We start from the raw sequence: 21,781 nt of genomic DNA, 5'->3' as shown, positions 1-21,781 counted from the left end.
GCGCGGGTGGTCGCCAGGGAGTACCCGACGTCCACCGGACGGGCATCGCCGACCGCCGTCAGCAACCGTTCGGCCTGCGCGCGCAGCGCCTCCGGGGTGGCGGCGGACAGCAGCCAGGGGACGGCTGCCGGCTCGACCGGGTTCGACGGGCGGGTGTCGGCCGCCGGCAGCACGGCCGGGGCCTCCTCGATGATCACGTGGGCGTTGGTGCCGCTGATGCCGAAGGAGGACACACCGGCGCGCCGCGGACGGTCGCCCGGCGCCCAGGCCCGGCGCTCGGTCAGCAGCCGGACCGATCCGGCCGTCCAGTCCACCTGGGCACTCGGCTCGTCGACGTGCAGCGTCGACGGCAGTTCGCCGTGGTGCATCGCCAGCACCATCTTGATCACGCCGGCCACCCCGGCCGCGGCCTGGGTGTGGCCGATGTTCGACTTGATCGAGCCCAGCAGCAGGGGCAGTTCACGGTCCTGGCCGTAGGTGGCGAGCAGGGCCTGGGCCTCGATCGGGTCGCCCAGTCGCGTTCCGGTGCCGTGTGCCTCGACCACGTCGACCTGGTCGGCGCCGAGCCGCGCGTTGGCCAGCGCCTGGCGGATCACCCGCTGCTGCGAGGGACCGTTCGGCGCGGTCAGGCCGTTGGAGGCGCCGTCCTGGTTGACGGCGCTGCCGCGCACCACCGCGAGCACCGGGTGCCCGTGCCGCAGCGCGTCCGACAGCCGTTCGACGACCAGGAATCCGGCGCCCTCGGCGAAGCCGGTGCCGTCGGCGGCGGAGGCGAAGGACTTGCACCGCCCGTCGGAGGCGAGCGCGCCCTGTCGGCCGAACTCGGCGAACACCCCCGGCGTGGCCATCACGGTCACGCCGCCGGTGATCGCGAGCGAGCAGTCGCCCTGGCGCAGCGCCTGGACGGCCAGGTGCAGGGCGACCAGGGAGGAGGAGCAGGCGGTGTCCACCGCGACGGCCGGGCCCTCCAGTCCGAGCTTGTACGAGACGCGGCCGGCCACCACGCTGCCGTTGCCGTCGCTGCCCGGGTAGTCGTGGTACATCACGCCGGTGAAGACGCCGGTGCGGCTGCCGCGCAGGCCGGTCGGGTCGATGCCGGCTCGCTCCAGGGCCTCCCAGGCGAGCTCCAGCGTGAGCCGCTGCTGCGGGTCCATCGCCAGGGCTTCGCGCGGGGAGATTCCGAAGAAGTCGGGGTCGAACTCGGCCGCGCCGTCGAGGAATCCGCCCTCCAGGGCGTGGGCGCCGTCCTCGGTGCGGAACGTGGACAGGTCCCAGCCGCGGTCGGCGGGGAAGGGCGAGATCGCGTCCGCGTCGGAGGTCACCAGCCGCCAGAGCTCCTCGGGGGTGGTCACCCCGCCCGGGTAGCGGCAGGACATGCCGACGATCGCGATCGGGTCGTGGTGAACGGCGGCCGGTGCCTCGGCATCCACCGCCGTCACCTGGACGGCGGGACGGACCCGGTCCTCGGCGAGGTCGAGCAGGGCGTCGACCAGGCCCGCGTCGCGGAGCCGGCGGGTCGGGATCGACTGCAGGGCGGCCCGCACCTCGGCCTCGGCGCGCAGCCCGTCGGCGGTCGCGGTTCCGGCGACCGCCGCCAGTTCGGCGAGGATGCAGTCGGTGACCGCCTCGGCGTTGGGGTGGTCGAAGGCGAGGGTGGCGGGCAGCCGCAGTCCGGTGCGGGTGTTGAGCTGGTTGCGCAGGTCGGTGGCGGCGAGGGAGTCGAAGCCGAGTTCCTGGAACGCGCGGTCCGGTTCGATCGCGTCGCCGGACTCGTGGCCGAGCAGGGCGGCCACGTCGGCCCGGACGAGGTCGAGGACGGTGCGTCGCCGGTCGGCCTCCGGCAGCCCGGCGAGTCGGGCGGCGAGGCCGCCGGTCGGCGCGGCCGGTGCCGGGGTGTGGGCCGCCGTGCGGCGAGCGGTCGGGACGAGGGCGCGCAGCAGGGCCGGGACCTGGTCGGTGCGGGCACGCAGCGCGGCCCCGTCGACCCGGATCGGCACCAGCGCGGCTCGCTCGCTGCGCAGTGCGGCGGCGAACAGGGCCAGACCGGCGTCGTGGCCGAGCGGCGGGACGCCCTGGGCGGCCATCCGGTTGCGGTTGAGCTCCCGCAGGTGCTCGCCGAGGCCGGCCCCGACGTCCCACATCGCGTAGGCGAGGGAGGTGGCGGGCAGGCCGAGGGCGTGGCGGTGGGCGGCGAGGGCGTCGAGGAAGACGTTCGCGGCCGCGTAGTTGCCCTGCCCCGCGGTCAGGACCAGCCCGCCGGCGGAGGAGAACAGGACGAAGGCGTTGAGCCGGTGCTCCCGGGTCAACTCGTGCAGGTACCAGGCACCATCGGCCTTCGGAGCGAGGACGGCGTCCATGCGCTCGGGCGTCAGCGCGCCGACCAGACCGTTGTCACCGACCCCGGCGGCGTGGACGACCGCCGACAGGGCCGGGATCGCCTCGACCAGGGCCGCCACGGCCGCACGGTCGGACAGGTCGCACGCACGGACCTCGGCGACCGCGCCCAGCGCGGACAGCTCCGCCACCAACTCGACGGCACCCGGGGCCTCCGGGCCACGACGGCTGGTCAGCACCAGGCTCCGCACACCGCAGTCGGCGACCAGGTACCGGGCCACCACCGCACCCAAGCCGCCCGTACCGCCGGTGATCAGCACCGTGTCCTCGGCACCGACCGGCAACGGCCGCTCCGAAGGCGCGAGTTGAGCCAGTCGCGGCACGAAGACCGCACCGGCGCGTACGGCCGACTCCGGCTCGGCGGTCACCACCACCTCGCCATCGGCGTCCAGATCCAGCAGCGCGAAACGGCCCGGGTTCTCGGCCTCCGCCGAGCGCAGCAGACCCCACACCGGAGCCTGCGCCACCTCCACCGGCTCACCCTCCCGCACCGCCACCGCGCCACGCGTCACCACGACCAACCGCGAAGCCGCGAACCGCTCCTCCGCCAGCCAGTCCTGGACGACACCCAACACGGTGTGGACGTACGTGCGGACCGCCGTCGGGACGTCCGTGGACACCGCGAGGTCGCCGCAGTCGAGGACGACGACGGCCGGCGCGGGCTCCGAGGAGCCGGAGACGTCCTCCCAGCACGCCCAGGAGCCTTCCACCGCAGCCGAGTTCGGCAGCTCCGACCACTCGACCCCGTACAGCGGGTCGGTCGAGCCCAGCCGCTCCGCCGACACCGCCCGGCCCACCATCGAGTCCACGGCGAGCACCGGGCCGCCGGCCGGGTCGACGAGGTCGAGCCGCAGCCCGCCACCGTCGAGCCGGACGATCCGCACCCGGACCGCCGAGGCACCGGCGGCGGACAGCGACACCCCGGTCCAGGCGAACGGGATCATGGTCTCCCGCTCGCCGCCGGCCAGGATCGCGGCGTGCATCGCCGCGTCCAGCAGCGCCGGGTGCACGCCGAAGCCGTCGGCCTCGACGTCCTCCGGCAGCGCGACCTCGGCGAACAGCTCGTCCCCGCGCCGCCAGGCCGCGCGGAGCCCCCGGAAGACCGGACCGTAGCCGAACCCGGCCTCCGCCAGGCGCTCGTACGCGCCGTCCATCGGCAGGGCTTCCGCACCGACCGGCGGCCAGACGGACGCGTCGAACGACCCCGTCCCGATGGCGGATTCGGCCAGCGAACCCGCCGCGTGCCGCACCCACCCGGCCTCCGGATCACCGTCCGGCCGGGAGTGGATCCCCAACTCCCGCCGACCGGCGGCATCCGGCCCACCGACCCGTACGTGCAGTTGGACGGCGCCCTGCTCGGGCAGCAGCAGCGGCGCGGCCAGGGTCAGTTCCTCCAGCAGTTCGCACCCGGCCTCGGCGGCGGCGCGCAGCGCGAGCTCGACCAGGGCCGCACCCGGTACCAGCACGGTGTCCAGGACCTCGTGGTCCGCCAGCCACGGGTGCGAGTCCAGCGACACCCGGCCGGTGAGCAGGAAGCCGTCCGTGTGCGACAGGTCGACGGAGGCGCCGAGCAGCGGGTGCGTCACGGTGTCGACGCCCACCGCGCCCGGGTCACCGAGCGGGGTCGTCGCGTCGAGCCAGTAGCGGCGGTGCTGGAAGGCGTAGGTGGGCAGCTCGACCGTCCGGGCGCCGCGACCGGCGAAGAGGCCGGACCAGTCCACCACCGCCCCGGCCGTGTGCAGCCGGCCGAGCGCGGCGACCAGGCCGGCCGGCTCGTCCCGGTCCGCGCCGCGCAGGGCGGCGACGACGCAGGTGCCGGCGGCGGTCGGGTCGTCGAGGACGCCCTGCACCAGGTTGGTGAGGACGGCGTCGGGGCCGAGCTCCAGGTACCGGCGAACCCCTGCCTCGTGCAGCGTGCGGATGCCGTCGGCGAAGCGGACGGCCTCGCGGACGTGCCGCACCCAGTAGTCGGGGGCTTGGAGGTCGTGGGCGATCCCGCCGGTCAGGTTGGAGACGACCGGGATCGAAGGGGCTTGGTACGTCAGGCCGTTGAGGACCGCGCGGAAGTCGTCCAGCATCGGGTCCATCAGCGGGGAGTGGAAGGCGTGCGAGACCCGCAGCCGGGTCGTCCGACGATCGGCGAAGTGCGCCTCGATGGACGCGACAGCCTCCTCCGCACCCGAGACGACCACGGACGTCGGTCCGTTGACGGCCGCGATCGACACCAACTCACCGACCAGGGGCCGGACTTCCTCCTCCGTGGCCTGCACCGCGAGCATCGCCCCGCCCTCCGGCAGGGCCTGCATCAACCGGCCACGGGCCGCCACCAGTGCACACGCGTCCGCCAGCGAGAACACCCCGGCCACGTACGCGGCCGCGACCTCGCCGATCGAGTGCCCGGCCACGAACTCCGGCCGCACACCCAGCGATTCGACCAGCCGGAACAACGCCACCTCGACCGCTAACAACCCGGCCTGGGCGAACTCCGTCCGGTTCAGCAGCTCTTGGTCCGTCCCCCAGACGACCTCCCGCACCGGAACCTCCAGCGCGGCACACACCTCGTCGAAGGCCGCCGCGAACACCGGGAACCGGCCGTACAACTCCCGCCCCATCCCCAGCCGTTGCGACCCCTGCCCGGAGAACAGGAACGCTGTCGCCCCGCCCGCCCGGGCCGACGAGACGGCCGTGCCGGGGAGGAGTTCACCGCGGCTCAGCGCGTCCAGCCCGGCCAGCAGCTCCGCCCGGTCCGTACCGAGCAGCACCGCCCGGTGCTCCAGCGCGGAGCGGGTGGCCGCCAGGGAGTGCGCGACGTCGAGGGCGTCGAGTTCCGGGCGCGCGCCGAGGAAGGCGGCGAGCCGCCCGGCCTGTGCCCGGAGGGCGTCCGGTGTCGCCGCGGCGAGCAGCCAGGGCAGGGTGCCCGACTCCGGCCGGTCGGCGGTCGCTTCGGGCGCGGGTGCGGGCGCCGCCTCGGGTGCCTGCTCGACGATCACATGGGCGTTGGTCCCGCTGATCCCGAACGCGGACACACCCGCCCGCCGGGGCCGGCCGGTCTCCGGCCAGTCCCGGGCCTCGGCGAGTAGCTCGACCGCGCCCTCGGACCAGTCCACGTGCGGCGAGGGCCGGTCGATGTGCAGGGACTTCGGCAGGACGCCGTGCTGCATCGCCAGCACCATCTTGATCACGCCGGCCACCCCGGCCGCCGCCTGGGCGTGCCCGAGGTTCGACTTGATCGAGCCGAGTAGCAACGGCAGTTCACGGTCCTGGCCGTACGTCGCGATCAGCGCCTGCGCCTCGATCGGGTCGCCCAGCGTCGTCCCGGTGCCGTGCGCCTCGACCGCGTCGACGTCCGCCGTCGACAGTCCGGCACTCGCCAGCGCCTGCCGGATCACCCGCTGCTGCGACGGCCCGTTCGGCGCCGAGAACCCGTTGCTCGCGCCGTCCTGGTTGACGGCCGTGCCACGGATCACCGCCAGCACCCGGTGGCCGTTCCGCCGCGCGTCGGAGAGCCGCTCCACGAGCAGCACGCCGACGCCCTCGGACCAGCCCACGCCGTCCGCCGCACCGGCGAAGGCCTTGCACCGGCCGTCCGCCGACAGGCCGCGCTGCCGGGAGAACTCGATGAACATGCCCGGCGTCGCCATCACCGTGGCGCCGCCCGCGAGGGCCAGCGAGCACTCGCCGCTGCGCAGCGCCTGGACGGCCAGGTGCAGGGCGACCAGCGAGGAGGAGCAGGCCGTGTCGACCGTCACCGCCGGGCCCTCCAGGCCCAGCGTGTACGAGACCCGGCCCGAGACCACGCTGCCGCCGCTGGTGCCCGAGGGGTTCGTGTTGAGCGCGTAGTCGTGGTACATCAGGCCGGCGAAGACGCCGGTCCGGCTGCCCCGCAGCGACAGCGGGTCGATGCCCGCCCGCTCCAGCGCCTCCCACGAGGTCTCCAGCAGGAGCCGCTGCTGCGGGTCCATGTAGAGGGCCTCGCGCGGGGAGATCCCGAACAGGCCGGGGTCGAAGTCGCCGGCGTCGTGCAGGAAGCTGCCGTGGCGGGTGTAGCTGCGGCCCTCCTTGCCGGGCTCGGGGTCGTAGAGGCTCCCGAGGTCCCAGCCGCGGTCGGTCGGCAGCTCGGTCACCGTGTCGACGCCGTCCGTCAGGAGCTGCCACAGCGCCTCGGGCGAGGCCGCGCCGCCGGGGTAGCGGCAGGCCATGCCGACGATCGCGATCGGGTCGTCGGAGGTGTCCGGCCGGGGGTGTGTCCCGTCCGTCGGCGCCGGTTCCTCGCCCGCCCCGGCCAGGTCGAGGAGGTGGGCCGCCACGGCCCGGGCGTTGGGGTGGTCGAAGGCGAGGGTGGCGGGCAGCCGCAGTCCGGTGCGCTGGTTGAGGCGGTTGCGCAGGTCGGTGGCGGCGAGGGAGTCGAAGCCGAGCTCCTGGAACGCGCGCTCGGGCGTGACCTCCTCGGCGGAGGCGTGGCCGAGCACGGCCGCGACCTCCGTCCGCACGAGGTCCAGCGCCAGGCGGCGGCGCTCGCTCTCCCCCAGCCCGGCGAGGCGCTGGGCGAGACCGGTCCCGGCGGCGCGGCCGCTCGCGGGGAGCGCGGGCCGGCGGCGCGGGGCGGCGAGGCCGCGCAGCAGGGCGGGCAGCTCGTCGGTGCGGGCGCGCAGGGCGGCCCGGTCGACCCGGATCGCGGCGACGGCGGCGCGCTCGGTGCGCAGGGCGGCGGCGAACAGGTCCAGACCGGCGTCGTGGTCGAGGACGGGGACGCCCTGGACGGCCATCCGGTGGCGGTCGACCTCGGCGAGGTCGCGGCCGAGGCCGGCGCCGACGTCCCACAGGCCGTAGGCGAGGGAGGTGGCGGGCAGGCCGAGCGCGTGGCGGTGGGCGGCGAGGGCGTCGAGGAAGACGTTCGCGGCCGCGTAGTTGCCCTGGCCGGCGGTCAGGACGAGACCGCCGGCGGAGGAGAAGAGGACGAAGGCGTTGAGGCGGCGGTCCTGCGTCAGCTCGTGCAGGTACCAGGCGCCGTCGGCCTTCGGGGCGAGGACGGCGTCCATCCGCTCGGGCGTCAGCGCCCCGACCAGACCGTTGTCACCGACACCGGCGGCGTGCACCACGGCCGACAGTGCCGGGATCGCGTCGACCAGCGCCGCGACGGCCTCTCGGTCAGCCATGTCACAAGCACGGACCTCAACGGACGCGCCGAGCGCGGACAACTCCGCGACCAACTCCGCCGCACCCGGAGCCTCCAGGCCCCGGCGGCTCGTCAGCACCAGACTCCGCACGCCACGCTCGGTGGCCAGGTAACAGGCCACGACGGCGCCCAGGCCGCCGGTGCCGCCGGTGATCAGCACCGTGTCCTCCGCACCGACGGACAACGGACCGTCCTGCGTGGGGAGCTGGGTCAGGCGCGGCACGAGGACCTCACCGGCACGGACGGCGGACTCCGGCTCGGCGGTGACCACCACCTCGCCGTCCGTGTCCAGCAGCGCGAAACGACCCGGGTTCTCGGCCAGCGCCGACCGCAGCAGACCCCACACCGGCGCCTGCACCACATCCACCGGCTCGCCTTCGCGCACCGCCACCGCGCCACGCGTCACCACGACCAACCGGGAGGCCGCGAACCGCTCCTCCACCAGCCAGCTCTGCACCACGCGCAGGACGCGGTCCGTCACCTCGCGGACGGCGGCAGGGACATCGTCCGCAGATACGGTCACGGTCGAGCAGTCCAGGACGACCGTGGCGGGCGCCGGGCCCTCGGTGGGCAGATCATTCCAGGCGGTCCACGCCGTGGCCGGCTCCGGGGCGGCCGGCAGCTCGGACCAGTCGACCGCGTAGAGCGGATCGGCCGAGCCCAGCTGCTCCGCCGACACGGCGCGGCCCTGTACGGCGTCCACCGTCAGCACGGGAGCGCCCGCCGGGTCGGCGAGGTCGAGCCGCAGCCCGCCACCGTCGAGCCGGACGATCCGCACCCGGACCGCTGAGGCACCGACGGCGCGGAGCGCCGCGCCCGTCCAGGCGAACGGGACCACGGTGTCGTCGCTCCCGGCGTCCACGATGGCGACGTGCAGGGCCGCGTCGAGGAGGGCGGGGTGCACGCCGAAGCCCTCCGAGCCGACGCCGTCGGGGAGTTCGACGTCCGCGAACAGCTCGTTCCCACGACGCCAGGCCGCGCGGAGCCCCTGGAAGGCGGGGCCGTAGCCGAACCCGGCCTCGGCCATCCGCTCGTACGCGCCCTCCAGCGGCAGGGTCTCCGCACCGGTCGGCGGCCAGACCGAGGCGTCGAACTCCCCCGTCCCGACTGCGGATTCGGCCAGCGAACCCGCCGCGTGCTGCACCCACCCGGCGTCCGGATCACTGTCCGGCCGGGAGTGGATACCCAACTCCCGCCGACCGGCCGCATCCGGTCCACCGACCCGCAGTTGCAGTTGGACGGCGCCCTGCTCGGGCAGCAGCAGCGGCGCGGCCAGGGTCAGTTCCTCCACCAGCTCGCAGCCGACCTCGGCGGCGGCGCGCAGCGCGAGTTCCAGCAGGCCGGCGCCGGGCAGCAGGACCCGGCCCTGGACGACGTGGTCGGCCAGCCACGGGAAGGAGGCCGTCGACAGGCGGCCGGTGAGCACCAATCCGTCCTCGTCGGCCAGGTCGACCGCAGCGCCGAACAGCGGGTGCGTGCTGGCCGCAAGGCCGGCGGCGCGGACGTCGCCGCCGTGGGCGGGTCGCGGGGCGGGCCAGAAGCGGCGGCGCTGGAACGCGTAGGTCGGGAGGTCGACGCGCCGGGCGCCGGTGTCGGCGAACAGGGCGGCCCAGTCGACCTTCGTGCCGTCAACGTAGAGGTGGGCGAGGGCCTCCACGAGGGTGTGTTCCTCGGGGCGGTTCCGGCGCAGGGCCGGGGCGGTGACGGCGTCGTCGGCCTCGCCGTCTGGCAGCGCGCTCGCGGTGAGGGCGGTGAGGACGGCGTCGGGGCCGAGCTCCAGGAAGCGGCGGACGCCGTGATCGTGGAGGGTGCGGATGCCGTCGGCGAAGCGGACGGCCTCGCGGACGTGGCGCACCCAGTACTCGGGCGACTGGAGGTCCTCGGCGATGCCGCCGGTGAGGTTGGAGACGACGGGGATCGAAGGCGCCTGGAACGTCAGGCCGTTGAGGACTGCGCGGAAGTCGTCGAGCATCGGGTCCATCAGCGGCGAGTGGAAGGCGTGCGAGACCCGCAGGCGGGTCGTCCGACGATCGGCGAAGTGCGTCTCGATCGCGGCGACGGACTCCTCCGCGCCCGAGACGACGACGGCCAGAGAACCGTTGACGGCCGCAATCGACACCAAGTCACCCAGCAGCGGCCGGACTTCGTCCTCCGTGGCCTGTACGGCGAGCATCGCGCCGCCGGACGGCAGCGCCTGCATCAGGCGGCCACGAGCCGCGACCAGCGCGCAGGCGTCCGCCAGCGAGAACACCCCGGCGACGTGTGCGGCCGCGATCTCGCCGATCGAGTGACCGGCCACGAACTCCGGCCGCACCCCCAGCGATTCGACGAGTCGGAACAGCGCCACCTCGACGGCGAACAGCCCGGCCTGGGCGTAGTCCGTCCGGTTCAGCAGCTCCTCGTCCGCACCCCACATCGCCTCCCGCAGCGGCAGCTCGAACTGCTCGCACACCGCGTCGAAGGCCGCCGCGAACACCGGGAAGCGAGCGTACAACTCCCGTCCCATCCCGAGCCGTTGCGATCCCTGCCCGGAGAAGAGGACTGCGCTACGACCCTCCGTAGCCGCACCCCGAGCCACCTCGACACCGTCCACCAGCACCGCGCGGTGCACGAAGCGCGACCGACCGGCGAGCGTCAGACCCACGTCCAGAGCCGACACGCCGTCGAGCTCCGCGAGTTGCGCGGCCTGGCCGTCGAGTGCGGCCTCGGACTTGGCCGAGACCACCCAGGGCATCGCCGCCGGGGCGACCGAAGCCTCCTGCGCGGCCTCGGGTTCGGCCTGCTCCAGGATCACGTGGGCGTTGGTGCCGCTGATCCCGAAGGAGGAGACGCCCGCCCGACGCGGACGGTCGGTGGCCGGCCACGCGGTGCCCTCGGTCAGCAGTTCCACCGCGCCCGCCGTCCAGTCCACGTGCGAGGACGGCGCGTCCACGTGCAGGGTGCGGGGAAGAGTCCCGTGCTGCATGGCGAGGATCATCTTGATCACGCCGGCCACACCGGCCGCCGCCTGGGCGTGCCCGATGTTCGACTTGATCGAGCCGAGGAGCAGGGGCAGTTCACGGTCCTGGCCATAGGTCGCGAGGAGCGCCTGTGCCTCGATCGGGTCGCCCAGCGTCGTCCCGGTCCCGTGCGCCTCGACGGCGTCGACATCGGCCGGTGAGAGTCCGCCACTGGCCAGCGCCTGCCGGATCACCCGCTGCTGCGAGGGCCCGTTCGGCGCGGTCAGACCGTTCGACGCGCCGTCCTGGTTGACCGCACTGCCACGCAGAACGGCCAGTACGCGATGCCCGTTGCGCCGGGCGTCCGAGAGGCACTCCAGCACGACCATGCCGACGCCCTCGCCCCAGCCGACCCCGTCCGCCGCCTCCGCGAACGACCGGCACCGCCCGTCCGCCGACAACCCGCCCTGCCGCGAGAACTCCACGAAGGTGTTCGGGGTGGACATCACCGTCACACCGCCGGCCAGCGCCAACGAGCACTCACCACTGCGCAGGGCCTGGGCGGCCAGGTGCATCGCCACCAGCGAGGACGAGCAGGCGGTGTCGACCGTCACCGCCGGGCCCTCCAGGCCCAGCGTGTACGACACCCGGCCCGAGGCCACGCTCCCCGCACTGCCGCTGCCCTGGTACCCCTCGAACTCGCCACCGCCGAGCAGGCTCGCGTAGTCGGCGTACATCACGCCCGCGAACACACCGGTCTTGCTGCCGCGCAGCGACACCGGGTCGATGCCCGCCCGCTCGAACGCCTCCCAGGACGTCTCCAGCAGCAGCCGCTGCTGCGCGTCCGTGGCCAGCGCCTCCCGCGGGCTCATCCCGAAGAACTCGTGGTCGAACTCCCCGGCCGTGTACAGGAATCCACCGGAGCGCGTGTACGACGTGCCGGTGTGGTCCGGGTTCGGGTCGTACAGTGCTCCGACGTCCCAGCCGCGGTCGGTCGGGAAGTCGGACACCGCGTCCACGCCGTCGGCCACCAGCCGCCAGAGGTCCTCGGGCGAGGTCACCCCGCCGGGGTAGCGGCACGCCATCCCCACGAGCACGATCGGGTCGTCCGACAGGGGCGGCAACGTCTCGGGGACGTCGACCACGCTCTCGGTGCCGAACAGGCCGTCCAGCAGGAAACCGGCGAGGGCGAGGGCGGTCGGGTAGTCGAACACCACGGTCGCCGGGAGCCGGAGGCCGGTCACGGTCCGCAGCCGGTTGCGCAGTTCCACCGCCGTCAGCGAGTCGAAGCCGAGGTCCTGGAACGCCCGCGACGGGTCGACCGCCGCACCGCCCTGGTGCCCGAGCACCACCGCGATCTGCTCGCGCACCAACTCCAGCACCGCCGAGCGCCGCTCCTCGCCACCGAGGGCGGCCAGGCGCTGCGCCAGGCCCGCCGCCACGGCCGATCCGGCGACCACCGCGCGCCGCACCCGTCCCCGGACCAGGCCCCGCAGCAGCGCGGGCACCTCGCCGTGCGCGGCCATCGCGGCCGGGTCGAGGCGGACGGGCAGGACGGCCGGGTGGCCGGTGGAGAGCGCGGCGTCGAAGAGGGCGACGCCCTGGTCCGGGGAGATCGACGGCAGGCCGAGTCGGGCGATCCGTTCGGCCTCGGCGTCGGTGAGGGTGCCGGTCATCCCGGCCACGCCGGACCACGGTCCCCAGGCCAGCGAGACCGCCGGCCGGCCCTGCGCACGACGGTGCACCGCCAGAGCGTCCAGGTAGGCGTTGCCCGCCGCGTAGGCGGCCTGACCCGCGCTGCCGAAGGTACCGGCCATGGAGGAGAACAGGACGAAGACCTCGGCGCTCTCCGCCGCCCGGTGCAGGTTCCACGCCGCGTCCGCCTTCGGACGCAGCACCGCCGACAACCGCTCGGGAGTCAGCGAACCGACCACACCATCGTCGAGCACCCCGGCCGTGTGAACGACCCCACGGATCTCGTGCCGGGCGAACAACTCCGCCACGGCGGCCTCATCGGCCACATCGCAGGCCTCGACGGCCGCCTCGGCACCCAACTCGGCCAGATCGGCCAGCAGTTCGTCGACACCCTCAGCTGCCGGGCCGCGTCGGCTTACCAGCAGCAGGCTGCGCACGCTGTGCTCGCCCGCCAGATGCCGCGCCACCAACCGGCCCAGGCCACCCGTGCCGCCGGTGATCAGGACCGTGCCCTCGCTCGGCCACACCACCGGTTCCGTCGCCGGTTCCGTCCGGACCAGCCGGGCGGCGGACAACTCGCTCTGCCTGAGGAGTAGTTGTTGCTCATCCAGGCCCAGGGCGGAGGACAGGTCGCCCTCGCCGACCAGGTCCACCAGACCGAACCGGCCCGGCTCCTCCGACTGCGCCGACCGCACCAGACCCCACACCGCTGCGCCCGCCAGGTCCTCCCCGGCGACCACGCCACCCGTCACGAAAACCAACCGGGAGGCGGCGAAACGCTCCTCCGCCAACCAGCCCTGCACCAGCTCCAGCGCCCGGGCCGTCCGCTCGTGCACCTCCCCGGCGACGGACCGGACCACCACCACCGGCGGCACCACGGCCGGCACCTCGGCCAGCGAGGCCACCTCCACGAACTCCGCCGCGACCGGCTCCACCGGCACCCAGTCCACCCGGAACAGGTCGTTGCGGCCGACCGTCGCCACCGCACCCGTCGCCACCGGCCGGACGACCAGCGACCCGACCGAGGCCACCGGGCGCCCCTCGGTGTCGGCGACCGCCAGCGACATCCCGCCACCCGCCGTCGGCGTCAGCCGCACCCGGACCGCCGAAGCCCCCGAGGCGTGCAGCGCCACGTCCTCCCAGGCGAACGGCACACCACCGTCCCCGCCCGAGTCCGCCAGCGCGAAGCCGTGCAGGCAGGCATCGAACAGCGCCGGGTGCAGGCCGTAACCGGCCCCCTCGGCCCCTTCCGGCAGGGCCACCTCGGCGAACACCTCGTCCCCACGACGCCAGGCCGCCCGCAGACCCCGGAACGCCGGACCGTACCCGAACCCGGCCTCCGCCAGGCCTTCGTACAGACCCGTCAGGTCCAGCGCCTCGGCACCGACCGGCGGCCACACCGAGGCATCGAAGGCCACCGGCGCCGCACCCGTCCCCAGCACACCACTCGCGTGCAGGGTCCAGTCGGCCCCCTCCTCGCCGTCCGGCCGGGCGTGCACGGTGACGGCGCGCCGTCCGGACGCGTCCGGCTCACCGACCCACACCTGCACCCGGACCCCGCCCCGCTCGGGCAGGACCAGCGGCGCCGCAAGGGTCAGTTCCTCGACCAGGTCGCAGCCGACCTCGTCGCCGGCCCGCACCGCCAGCTCCACCAGCGCTGTGCCCGGCACCAGCACCGACCCGTGCACCACATGGTCCGCCAGCCACCCGTGCATCGCCACCGACAGGCGGCCGGTGAACAGGTAGCCGTCGGTGTGGACGAGCTCGACGGCGGCGCCGAGCAGCGGGTGCTCGGCCGCACCGAGGCCCGCGAGCCGGACGTCGCCGCCACGGGTGAGCGTGACCGCCGGCCAGTACGGGCGGTGCTGGAAGGCGTACGTCGGGAGGTCGACGTGCCGGGCGGCGGTGCCGGTGAACAGCGCGGACCAGTCGACGGGCGCGCCGGAGACGTGCAGGTGGGCCAGGGCGGTCAGGATGGTCGTGTCCTCGGGCCGGCCCTTGCGGAGCGCCGTGGCCAGTACGGCGTCACCGGAGAGCGAACCGGCGGCCATGCCGGTGAGCACACCGTCCGGGCCGAGCTCCAGGAAGCGGGTGACTCCCGCCGCCTCCAGCGCGCGGACGCCGTCGGCGAAGCGGACGGCCTCGCGGACGTGCCGCACCCAGTACTCCGGCGCCCGAAGGTCCTCAGCAATCCCGCCGGTCAGGTTGGAGACGACCGGGATCGAAGGAGCCTGGTATGTCAGGCCGTTGAGAACGTCCCGGAAGTCGTCCAGCATCGGGTCCATCAGCGGCGAGTGGAACGCGTGCGAGACCCGCAGCCGGGTGGTCTTCCGGTCGGCGAAGTGCGCCTCGATCCCGGTCACCGCCTCCTCCGTGCCCGAGACGACGACGGACCGAGGGCCGTTCACGGCCGCTATCGACACCAACTCGCCGAGCAGCGGCCGAACTTCCTCCTCCGTCGCCTGCACCGCGAGCATCGCCCCACCGGACGGCAGCGCCTGCATCAGCCGGCCACGGGCGGAGACCAACGCACAGGCGTCCGCCAGCGAGAACACCCCGGCCACATGCGCCGCCGCGACCTCGCCGATCGAGTGCCCGGCCACGAACTCCGGCCGCACACCCAGCGACTCGACCAACCGGAACAACGCCACCTCGACCGCGAACAGCCCGGCCTGGGCGTAGTCGGTCCGGTTCAGCAGCTCCTCGTCCTCGCCCCACACGACCTCCCGCAGCGGCAGCTCGAATTGCTCGCACACCGCGTCGAAGGCCGCCGCGAACACCGGGAACCGGCCGTACAACTCCCGGCCCATCCCGAGCCGCTGCGAGCCCTGCCCGGAGAACAGGAACGCACTCCTGCCCTCCGCCGCCGTCCCCCGTGCCACCTCGACACCGTCCACCAGCACCGCGCGGTGCGCGAACCGCGACCGCCCCGCCAGGGTGAACGCCACATCCGCAGCCGGGAGTTCACGAGGCTCAGTCAACCGCACCAGCTGCGCTTCCAGTGCCTCCGGCGTCTTCGCCGATACCACCCAGGGCATCGATCCCGCCACGACCGCAGCGTCTGGTACGGCCTCGGATTCGGCCTGCTCCAGGATCACGTGCGCGTTGGTGCCGCTGATCCCGAAGGAGGACACGCCCGCCCGACGCGGACGGTCGGTGGCCGGCCACGCCGCACCCTCCGCCAGCAGCTCGACCGCACCCGCCGTCCAGTCCACGTGCGAGGACGCCGCATCCACGTGCAGCGTGCGCGGCAGCGTCCCATGCTGCATCGCCAGCACCATCTTGATCACGCCCGCCACACCGGCCGCCGCCTGGGCGTGCCCGATGTTCGACTTGATCGACCCCAGCAGCAACGGCAGTTCACGGTCCTGCCCGTACGTCGCCAGCAGCGCCTGCGCCTCGATCGGATCACCCAGCGTCGTCCCGGTCCCGTGCGCCTCGACGGCGTCGACGTCCGCCGTCGACAGCCCCGCACTCGCCAACGCCTGCCGGATCACCCGCTGCTGCGAAGGCCCGTTCGGCGCCGTCAGCCCGTTGGACGCACCGTCCTGATTGACGGCCGAGCCGCGCAGCACCGCCAGCACCCGGTGCCCGTTGCGCCGGGCGTCCGACAGCCGCTCCAGCACCACGACCCCGACGCCTTCGCCCCAGCCGACCCCGTCCGCCGCCTCCGCGAACGACCGGCACCGCCCGTCCGCCGACAGCCCGCCCTGCCGCGAGAACTCCACGAAAGTGCCCGGCGTCGACATCACCGTCACGCCGCCGGCCAGCGCCAACGAGCACTCGCCGCCGCGCAGCGCCTGGGCCGCCAGGTGCATCGCCACCAGCGAGGACGAGCACGCCGTGTCCACCGTCACCGCCGGACCCTCGAACCCGAAGATGTAGGAGACCCGCCCGGAGGCGACGCTCGGGGCGCTGCCGTTGCCCCGGAAGCCCTCGAACTCCTCGCCGTCCAGCAGCGCGCGGTAGTCGGTGTACATGACACCCGCGAACACACCGGTCCGGCTGCCGCGCAGCGACACCGGGTCGATGCCCGCCCGCTCGAACGCCTCCCAGGAGGTCTCCAGCAGCAGCCGCTGCTGGGCGTCCGTGGCCAGCGCCTCGCGCGGGCTCATCCCGAAGAACTCGGGGTCGAACTCCCCGGCGTCGTGCAGGAAGGAGCCCATCCGGGTGTACGAGGTGCCCGGTGCCGACCGGTCCTCGCTGTGCAGCGCGTCGAGGTCCCAGCCGCGGTTCGTCGGGAACTCCGACACGGCGTCCACGCCGTCCGCCACCAGCCGCCACAGCTCCTCGGGCGAGCGCACCCCGCCCGGGTAGCGGCAGGCCATACCGACGATCACGATCGGATCCTCCGACGGCGCGAGCACCGCCCGGGGAGTCTCCATCACGGTCTCGGCGCCGTACAGGCCCTCCAGCAGGAAGCCGGCCAGCGCGCCCGCCGTCGGGTAGTCGAACACCACCGTCGCCGGCAGCTGGAGACCGGTCACCGATCGCAGCCGGTTGCGCAGCTCGACCGCCGTCAGCGAGTCGAAGCCGAGGTCCTGGAACGCCCGCGACGGGTCGACCGCCGCGCCGCCCTCGTGTCCCAGCACCACCGCGATCTGGTCACGCACCAGCTCCAGCACCGCCGAGCGCCGCTCGTCACCGCCCAGCGCGGACAGCCGCTGCGCCAGCGCCGCCGACCCGGCCGACCCCGCGACCACCGCGCGTCGGACCCGGCCGCGCACCAGGGCGCGCAGCAGCGCGGGCACCGGCTCCTGGGTCCGCAGCACGGCGAGGTCCAGGCGCACGGGCAGGATCGCGGGCTCGCCGGTCGCGAGCGAGGCGTCGAAGAGAGCCGCGCCCTCGGCGGGGGTGAGTTCCGGCAGGCCCGAGCGGGCGATCCGGTGCAGGTCGACCTCGGCGAGGGTGGCGGTCATGCCGCCGTCGCGGGTCCACGGGCCCCAGGCCTGGGAGACGGCGGGCAGGCCGAGCGAGCGGCGGTGCACGGCCAGGGCGTCCAGGTAGGCGTTGCCCGACGCATAGGCGGCCTGGCCCGGGCCGCCGAACACGCCGGAGACCGAGGAGAACAGCACGAAGGCCGCCAACTCGCGGTCTTCGGTGGCCTGGTGGAGGTTCCAGGCGGCGTCCGCCTTCGGGCGCAGCACGGCCGACAGCCGGTCGGGGGTGAGCGAGCCGATCACGCCGTCGTCGATGACCCCGGCCGTGTGGACCACCGCACGGATCTCGTGCCGGGCGAACAGCTCCGCGACGGCCGTCCGATCGGCCACGTCGCAGGCCTCGACGGCCGCCTCGGCTCCCGACTCGGCCAGCTCGGCGAGCAGTTCGTCGACACCCTCGGCGGCCGGGCCGCGTCGGCTCACCAGCAGCAGGCTGCGCACGCCGTGCTCGGCCACCAGGTGCCGGGCGATGACCCGGCCCAGGCCGCCCGTCCCGCCGGTGATCAGGACGGCGCCCGCACCGGCCCAGGCCACCGGCTCGTCCGTGCCGCGGGCGGCACGCGCCAGCCGGGCGGCCAGCACCCGGCCGTCCCGGAGCAGCAGTTGCGGCTCGTCCAACCCGAGGGCGGCAGGCGTCAGTTCGCCCTCCCCCGCGATGTCCACGAGCCCGAACCGGCCCGGCTCCTCCGACTGCGCGGATCGCACCAGGCCCCACACAGCAGCTCCGGCGAGGTCCTCACCAGCCACCACGCCACGCGTCACAAACACCAGCCGGGACCCGGCGAACCGCTCCTCCGCCAACCAGCCCTGCACCAACTCCAGGGCCCACGCCGACCGCTCGTGCACCCCCTCGACAACCGGTCGCACGACCACCACCGGCGGCACCTCCCCCGGCACCTCCGCCAGCGAGGCCACCGCCACGAACTCCGCCGCGACCGGCTCCACCGGCACCCAGTCCACCCGGAACAGCGCGTCCCGGCCCGCGGCCGTCGCCGCCCCGGCCGGGGCCGCCGCCCGCAGGGCCAGCGACCCGACCGAGGCCACCGGCAGTCCCTCGGTGTCGGCGACCGCCACCGCGACGGACTCCTCACCGGTCCGGGTGACCCGCACCCGCACCGCGGAGGCTCCGGAGGCGTGCAGCGACACCTCCTCCCAGACGAAGGGCACCACGCCGTGCGGCATGCCGTTGACGGCCGTCACATGCAGGGCGGCATCCAGCAGCGCCGGGTGCAGGCCGTAGCCGGCGCCCTCGGTGCCCTCCGGCAGCGCGACCTCGGCGAAAACCTCGTCGCCACGGCGCCAGGCCGCCCGCAGGCCCTGGAACGCCGGGCCGTAGGCGTACCCGCCGTCCGCCATGCCCTCGTACAGGCCGGTCAGGTCGACCGCCTCGGCGTCCATGGGCGGCCAGGTCGAGGTGTCGAAGGCCGTGCGGGTGTCGCCCACGGCCAGGGCGCCGGTCGCGTGCTGGTCCCAGCCGCGGCCGTCGGCGCCCTCGGAGCGGGAGGCGATCACGAAGGTGCGCCGGCCGTTCTCCTCGGCCGCGCCGACGCGCAGTTGCAGCTGGACGCCGCCGTGCTCGGGCAGCACCAGCGGCGCGGCCAGGGTGAGTTCCTCGACGCGGTCGCAGCCGGCCTCGTCGCCCGCCCGGACGGCGAGTTCGAGGAAGGCGGTGCCGGGCAGCAGGACCTCGCCGCGGACGACGTGGTCGGCGAGCCAGGGGTGGGTCTGCCGGGAGAGCCGGGAGGTGAACAACAGGCCGCCGTCGTCGGAGAGTTCGAGGGCGGCGGCGAGCAGCGGGTGGTCGGCGGCGGCCAGGCCGGCGGCGCCCAGGTCGCCGGTGCCGGTCGGCGCGGGGGTGGGCCAGTAGCGGCGGTGCTGGAAAGCGTAGGTGGGCAGGTCCACGGTGCGGACGGCGGTGCCGGTGAACAGGGCGGCCCAGTCGACGGTCGCGCCGGTGACGTGCAGTCGGGCGAGCGCGGTGAGGACGCCGGGCTCCTCGGGCCGGTCCTTGCGGAGGACGGAGGCCAGCACGGCTTCGCCGGTGAGGGAGTCGGCCGCCATCGCGGTGAGCACACCGTCCGGGCCGAGTTCCAGGAAGCGGGTGACGCCGGCCGCCTCCAGCGCGCGGATGCCGTCGGCGAAGCGGACGGCCTCGCGGACGTGCCGCACCCAGTACTCAGGCGACTGGAGGTCGCGGGCGATCCCGCCGGTCAGGTTGGAGACGACCTGGATCGAAGGGGCCTGGTACGTCAGGCCGTTGAGGACCGTACGGAAGTCGTCCAGCATCGGGTCCATCAGCGGGGAGTGGAAGGCGTGCGAGACGCGCAGCCGGGTGGTCTTCCGGTCGGCGAAGTGCTGACGGATCGCCTCGACGGCCTCCTCCGTGCCGGAGACGACGACGGACCGAGGGCCGTTCACGGCCGCGATCGACACCGACTCGCCCAGCAGCGGGCGGACTTCCTCCTCCGTGGCCTGCACGGCGAGCATGGCCCCACCGGAGGGCAGGGCCTGCATCAACCGGCCCCGGGCCGCCACCAGGGTGCAGGCGTCCGCGAGCGAGAACACCCCGGCCACGTGCGCCGCCGCCACCTCGCCGATCGAATGCCCGGCCACGAACTCCGGCCGTACGCCCAGCGATTCGACCAGCCGGAACAGCGCCACCTCCACCGCGAACAGCCCCGCCTGGGCGAAGGAGGTCCGGTTCAGCAGTTCCGCGTCGTCGCCCCACACCACCTCGCGCACCGGCAGGTCCAGCGCGGCACACACCTCGTCGAAGGCCGCCGCGAACACCGGGAACCGTTCGTACAACTCCCGTCCCATGCCCAGCCGTTGCGAGCCCTGACCGGAGAACAGGAACGCCGTCCCGCCACTTCGCACCACACCCTCGACGACCCCGGCCGCACCCGTACCCGCCGCCGTACCCGCCGCCACACCCGCCGCGAGTGCGCCGAGCCCGCGCAGCAGCTCCTCCCGCCCCGAACCCACCACCACGGCCCGGTGGTTGAGCAGCGACCGGCTGGTCGCCAGCGACCACGCCAGGTCCCCGGTCGGCTGTCCGGCCGCACCGGCGTCCAGCAGCCGTGCCGCCTGGGCGCGCAGCGCGTCCCCGGTCCGGCCGCTCAGCACCCAGGGCAGCACGCCCGGCGCCGGTGCCGCGTCCTCGGGAGCCGCCACGTCGGCCGCCTCCTCGGCCTGTTCCAGCACCACGTGCGCATTGGTCCCGCTGATCCCGAACGCCGACACCCCGGCCCGGCGCGGGCGGCCGGTCTCCGGCCAGTCCCGGGCCTCGGCCAGCAGTTCGACGGCCCCCTCCGTCCAGTCCACGTGCGAGGAGGGCTCGTCGACGTGCAGGGTGCGCGGCAGCACCCCGGCGCGCAGGGCCATCACCGTCTTGATCACGCCCGCCACGCCGGCCGCCGCCTGGGCGTGCCCGAGGTTGGACTTGACGCCGCCGAGGTACAGCGGCCGGTCGGCGGGCCGGTTCCGGCCGTAGGTGGCCAGCAGGGCCTGGGCCTCGATCGGGTCGCCCAGGGTGGTGCCGGTGCCGTGCGCCTCGACGGCGTCGACCTGGTCGGGGGTGAGCCGGGCGTTGGCCAGGGCGGCCTGGATGACCCGCTGCTGGGAGGGTCCGTTGGGGGCGGTCAGGCGGCTGCTGGCGCCGTCCTGGTTGACGGCGGTGCCGCGGACCACGGCCAGCACCTCGTGCCCGAGGCGTCGGGCGTCCGAGAGCCGTTCGACCAGCAGGACGCCGACGCCCTCGGCCCAGGAGGTGCCGTCGGCCGCCTCCGCGAAGGGCTTGCACCGGCCGTCGGGGGCGAGCCCGCGTTGCCGGGAGAACTCGGTGAACAGCCGGGTGGTGGGCATGACGGCGACGCCGCCCGCGACGGCCAGCGAGCATTCGCCGGCCCGCAGCGCGCGGACGGCGAGGTGGAGGGCGACCAGGGCGGAGGAGCAGGCGGTGTCGACGGTGACGGCCGGGCCCTCCAGGCCGAGGGTGTAGGAGATCCGGCCGGAGAGCACGCTGACGGCTCCGCCGGTGAGCAGGTGGCCCTCGGTCTCCTCGGCCTGCCGGGCCAGCGAGCCGTAGTCGGTGTCGGCGCCGCCGATGAACACACCCGTGTCGCTGCCGCGCAGCGCGGCGGGGGCGATCCGGGCGCGTTCGATCGCCTCCCAGGCGGACTCCAGCAGGAGCCGCTGCTGCGGGTCCATGGCGAGGGCCTCGCGCGGGGCGATGCCGAACAGTTCGGCGTCGAAGTCGGCCACGCCGTCGAGGAATCCGCCGTGCCGCACATAGCTCTTGCCGGGGGTGCCGGGGGTGGGGTCGTAGAGCGCCTCGGTGTCCCAGCCGCGGTCGGCGGGGAGTTCGCCGATGGCGTCGGCGCCGTCGGCGACCAGCCGCCACAGGTCCTCCGGGGTGCGCACGCCGCCGGGGTAGCGGCAAGCCATCCCGATGATCGCGATCGGCTCGGCGTCCCTGGCCTCGACGGACTCCAGCCGCAGCCTGGTGCGCCGCAGGTCCGCGGTGACCTTCTTGAGGTAGTCGCGGAGCCTGTCCTCGGAGGTGCTGGCCATGGGTGGGAAACCTCGCAGTTCGGAAGGGTGGTACGGGTCGGCGGCCGGTGGCGCGGGGCGGGGCG

At 74.7% G+C, this 21,781-nt stretch carries 1 protein-coding gene (running past one end of the window); it reads right to left on the bottom strand.

What is annotated here, in order from left to right; translation table 11 throughout:
* Positions 1–21,716 carry the 5' portion of an SDR family NAD(P)-dependent oxidoreductase gene (locus tag ABTZ03_RS16165; protein ID WP_350513592.1) on the bottom strand. It extends 8,800 nt beyond the left edge of the window, so 21,716 of the gene's 30,516 nt are visible here — the first part of the coding sequence; its start codon is at positions 21,714–21,716; its stop codon lies off the left edge, out of view.
* Positions 21,717–21,781 lie beyond the last annotated feature (65 nt).

The sequence above is a fragment of the Kitasatospora sp. NPDC096077 genome, from assembly GCF_040303245.1.
Classification (GTDB): Bacteria; Actinomycetota; Actinomycetes; order Streptomycetales; family Streptomycetaceae; genus Kitasatospora.
This window is presented reverse-complemented; position numbering and strand designations above follow the sequence as displayed.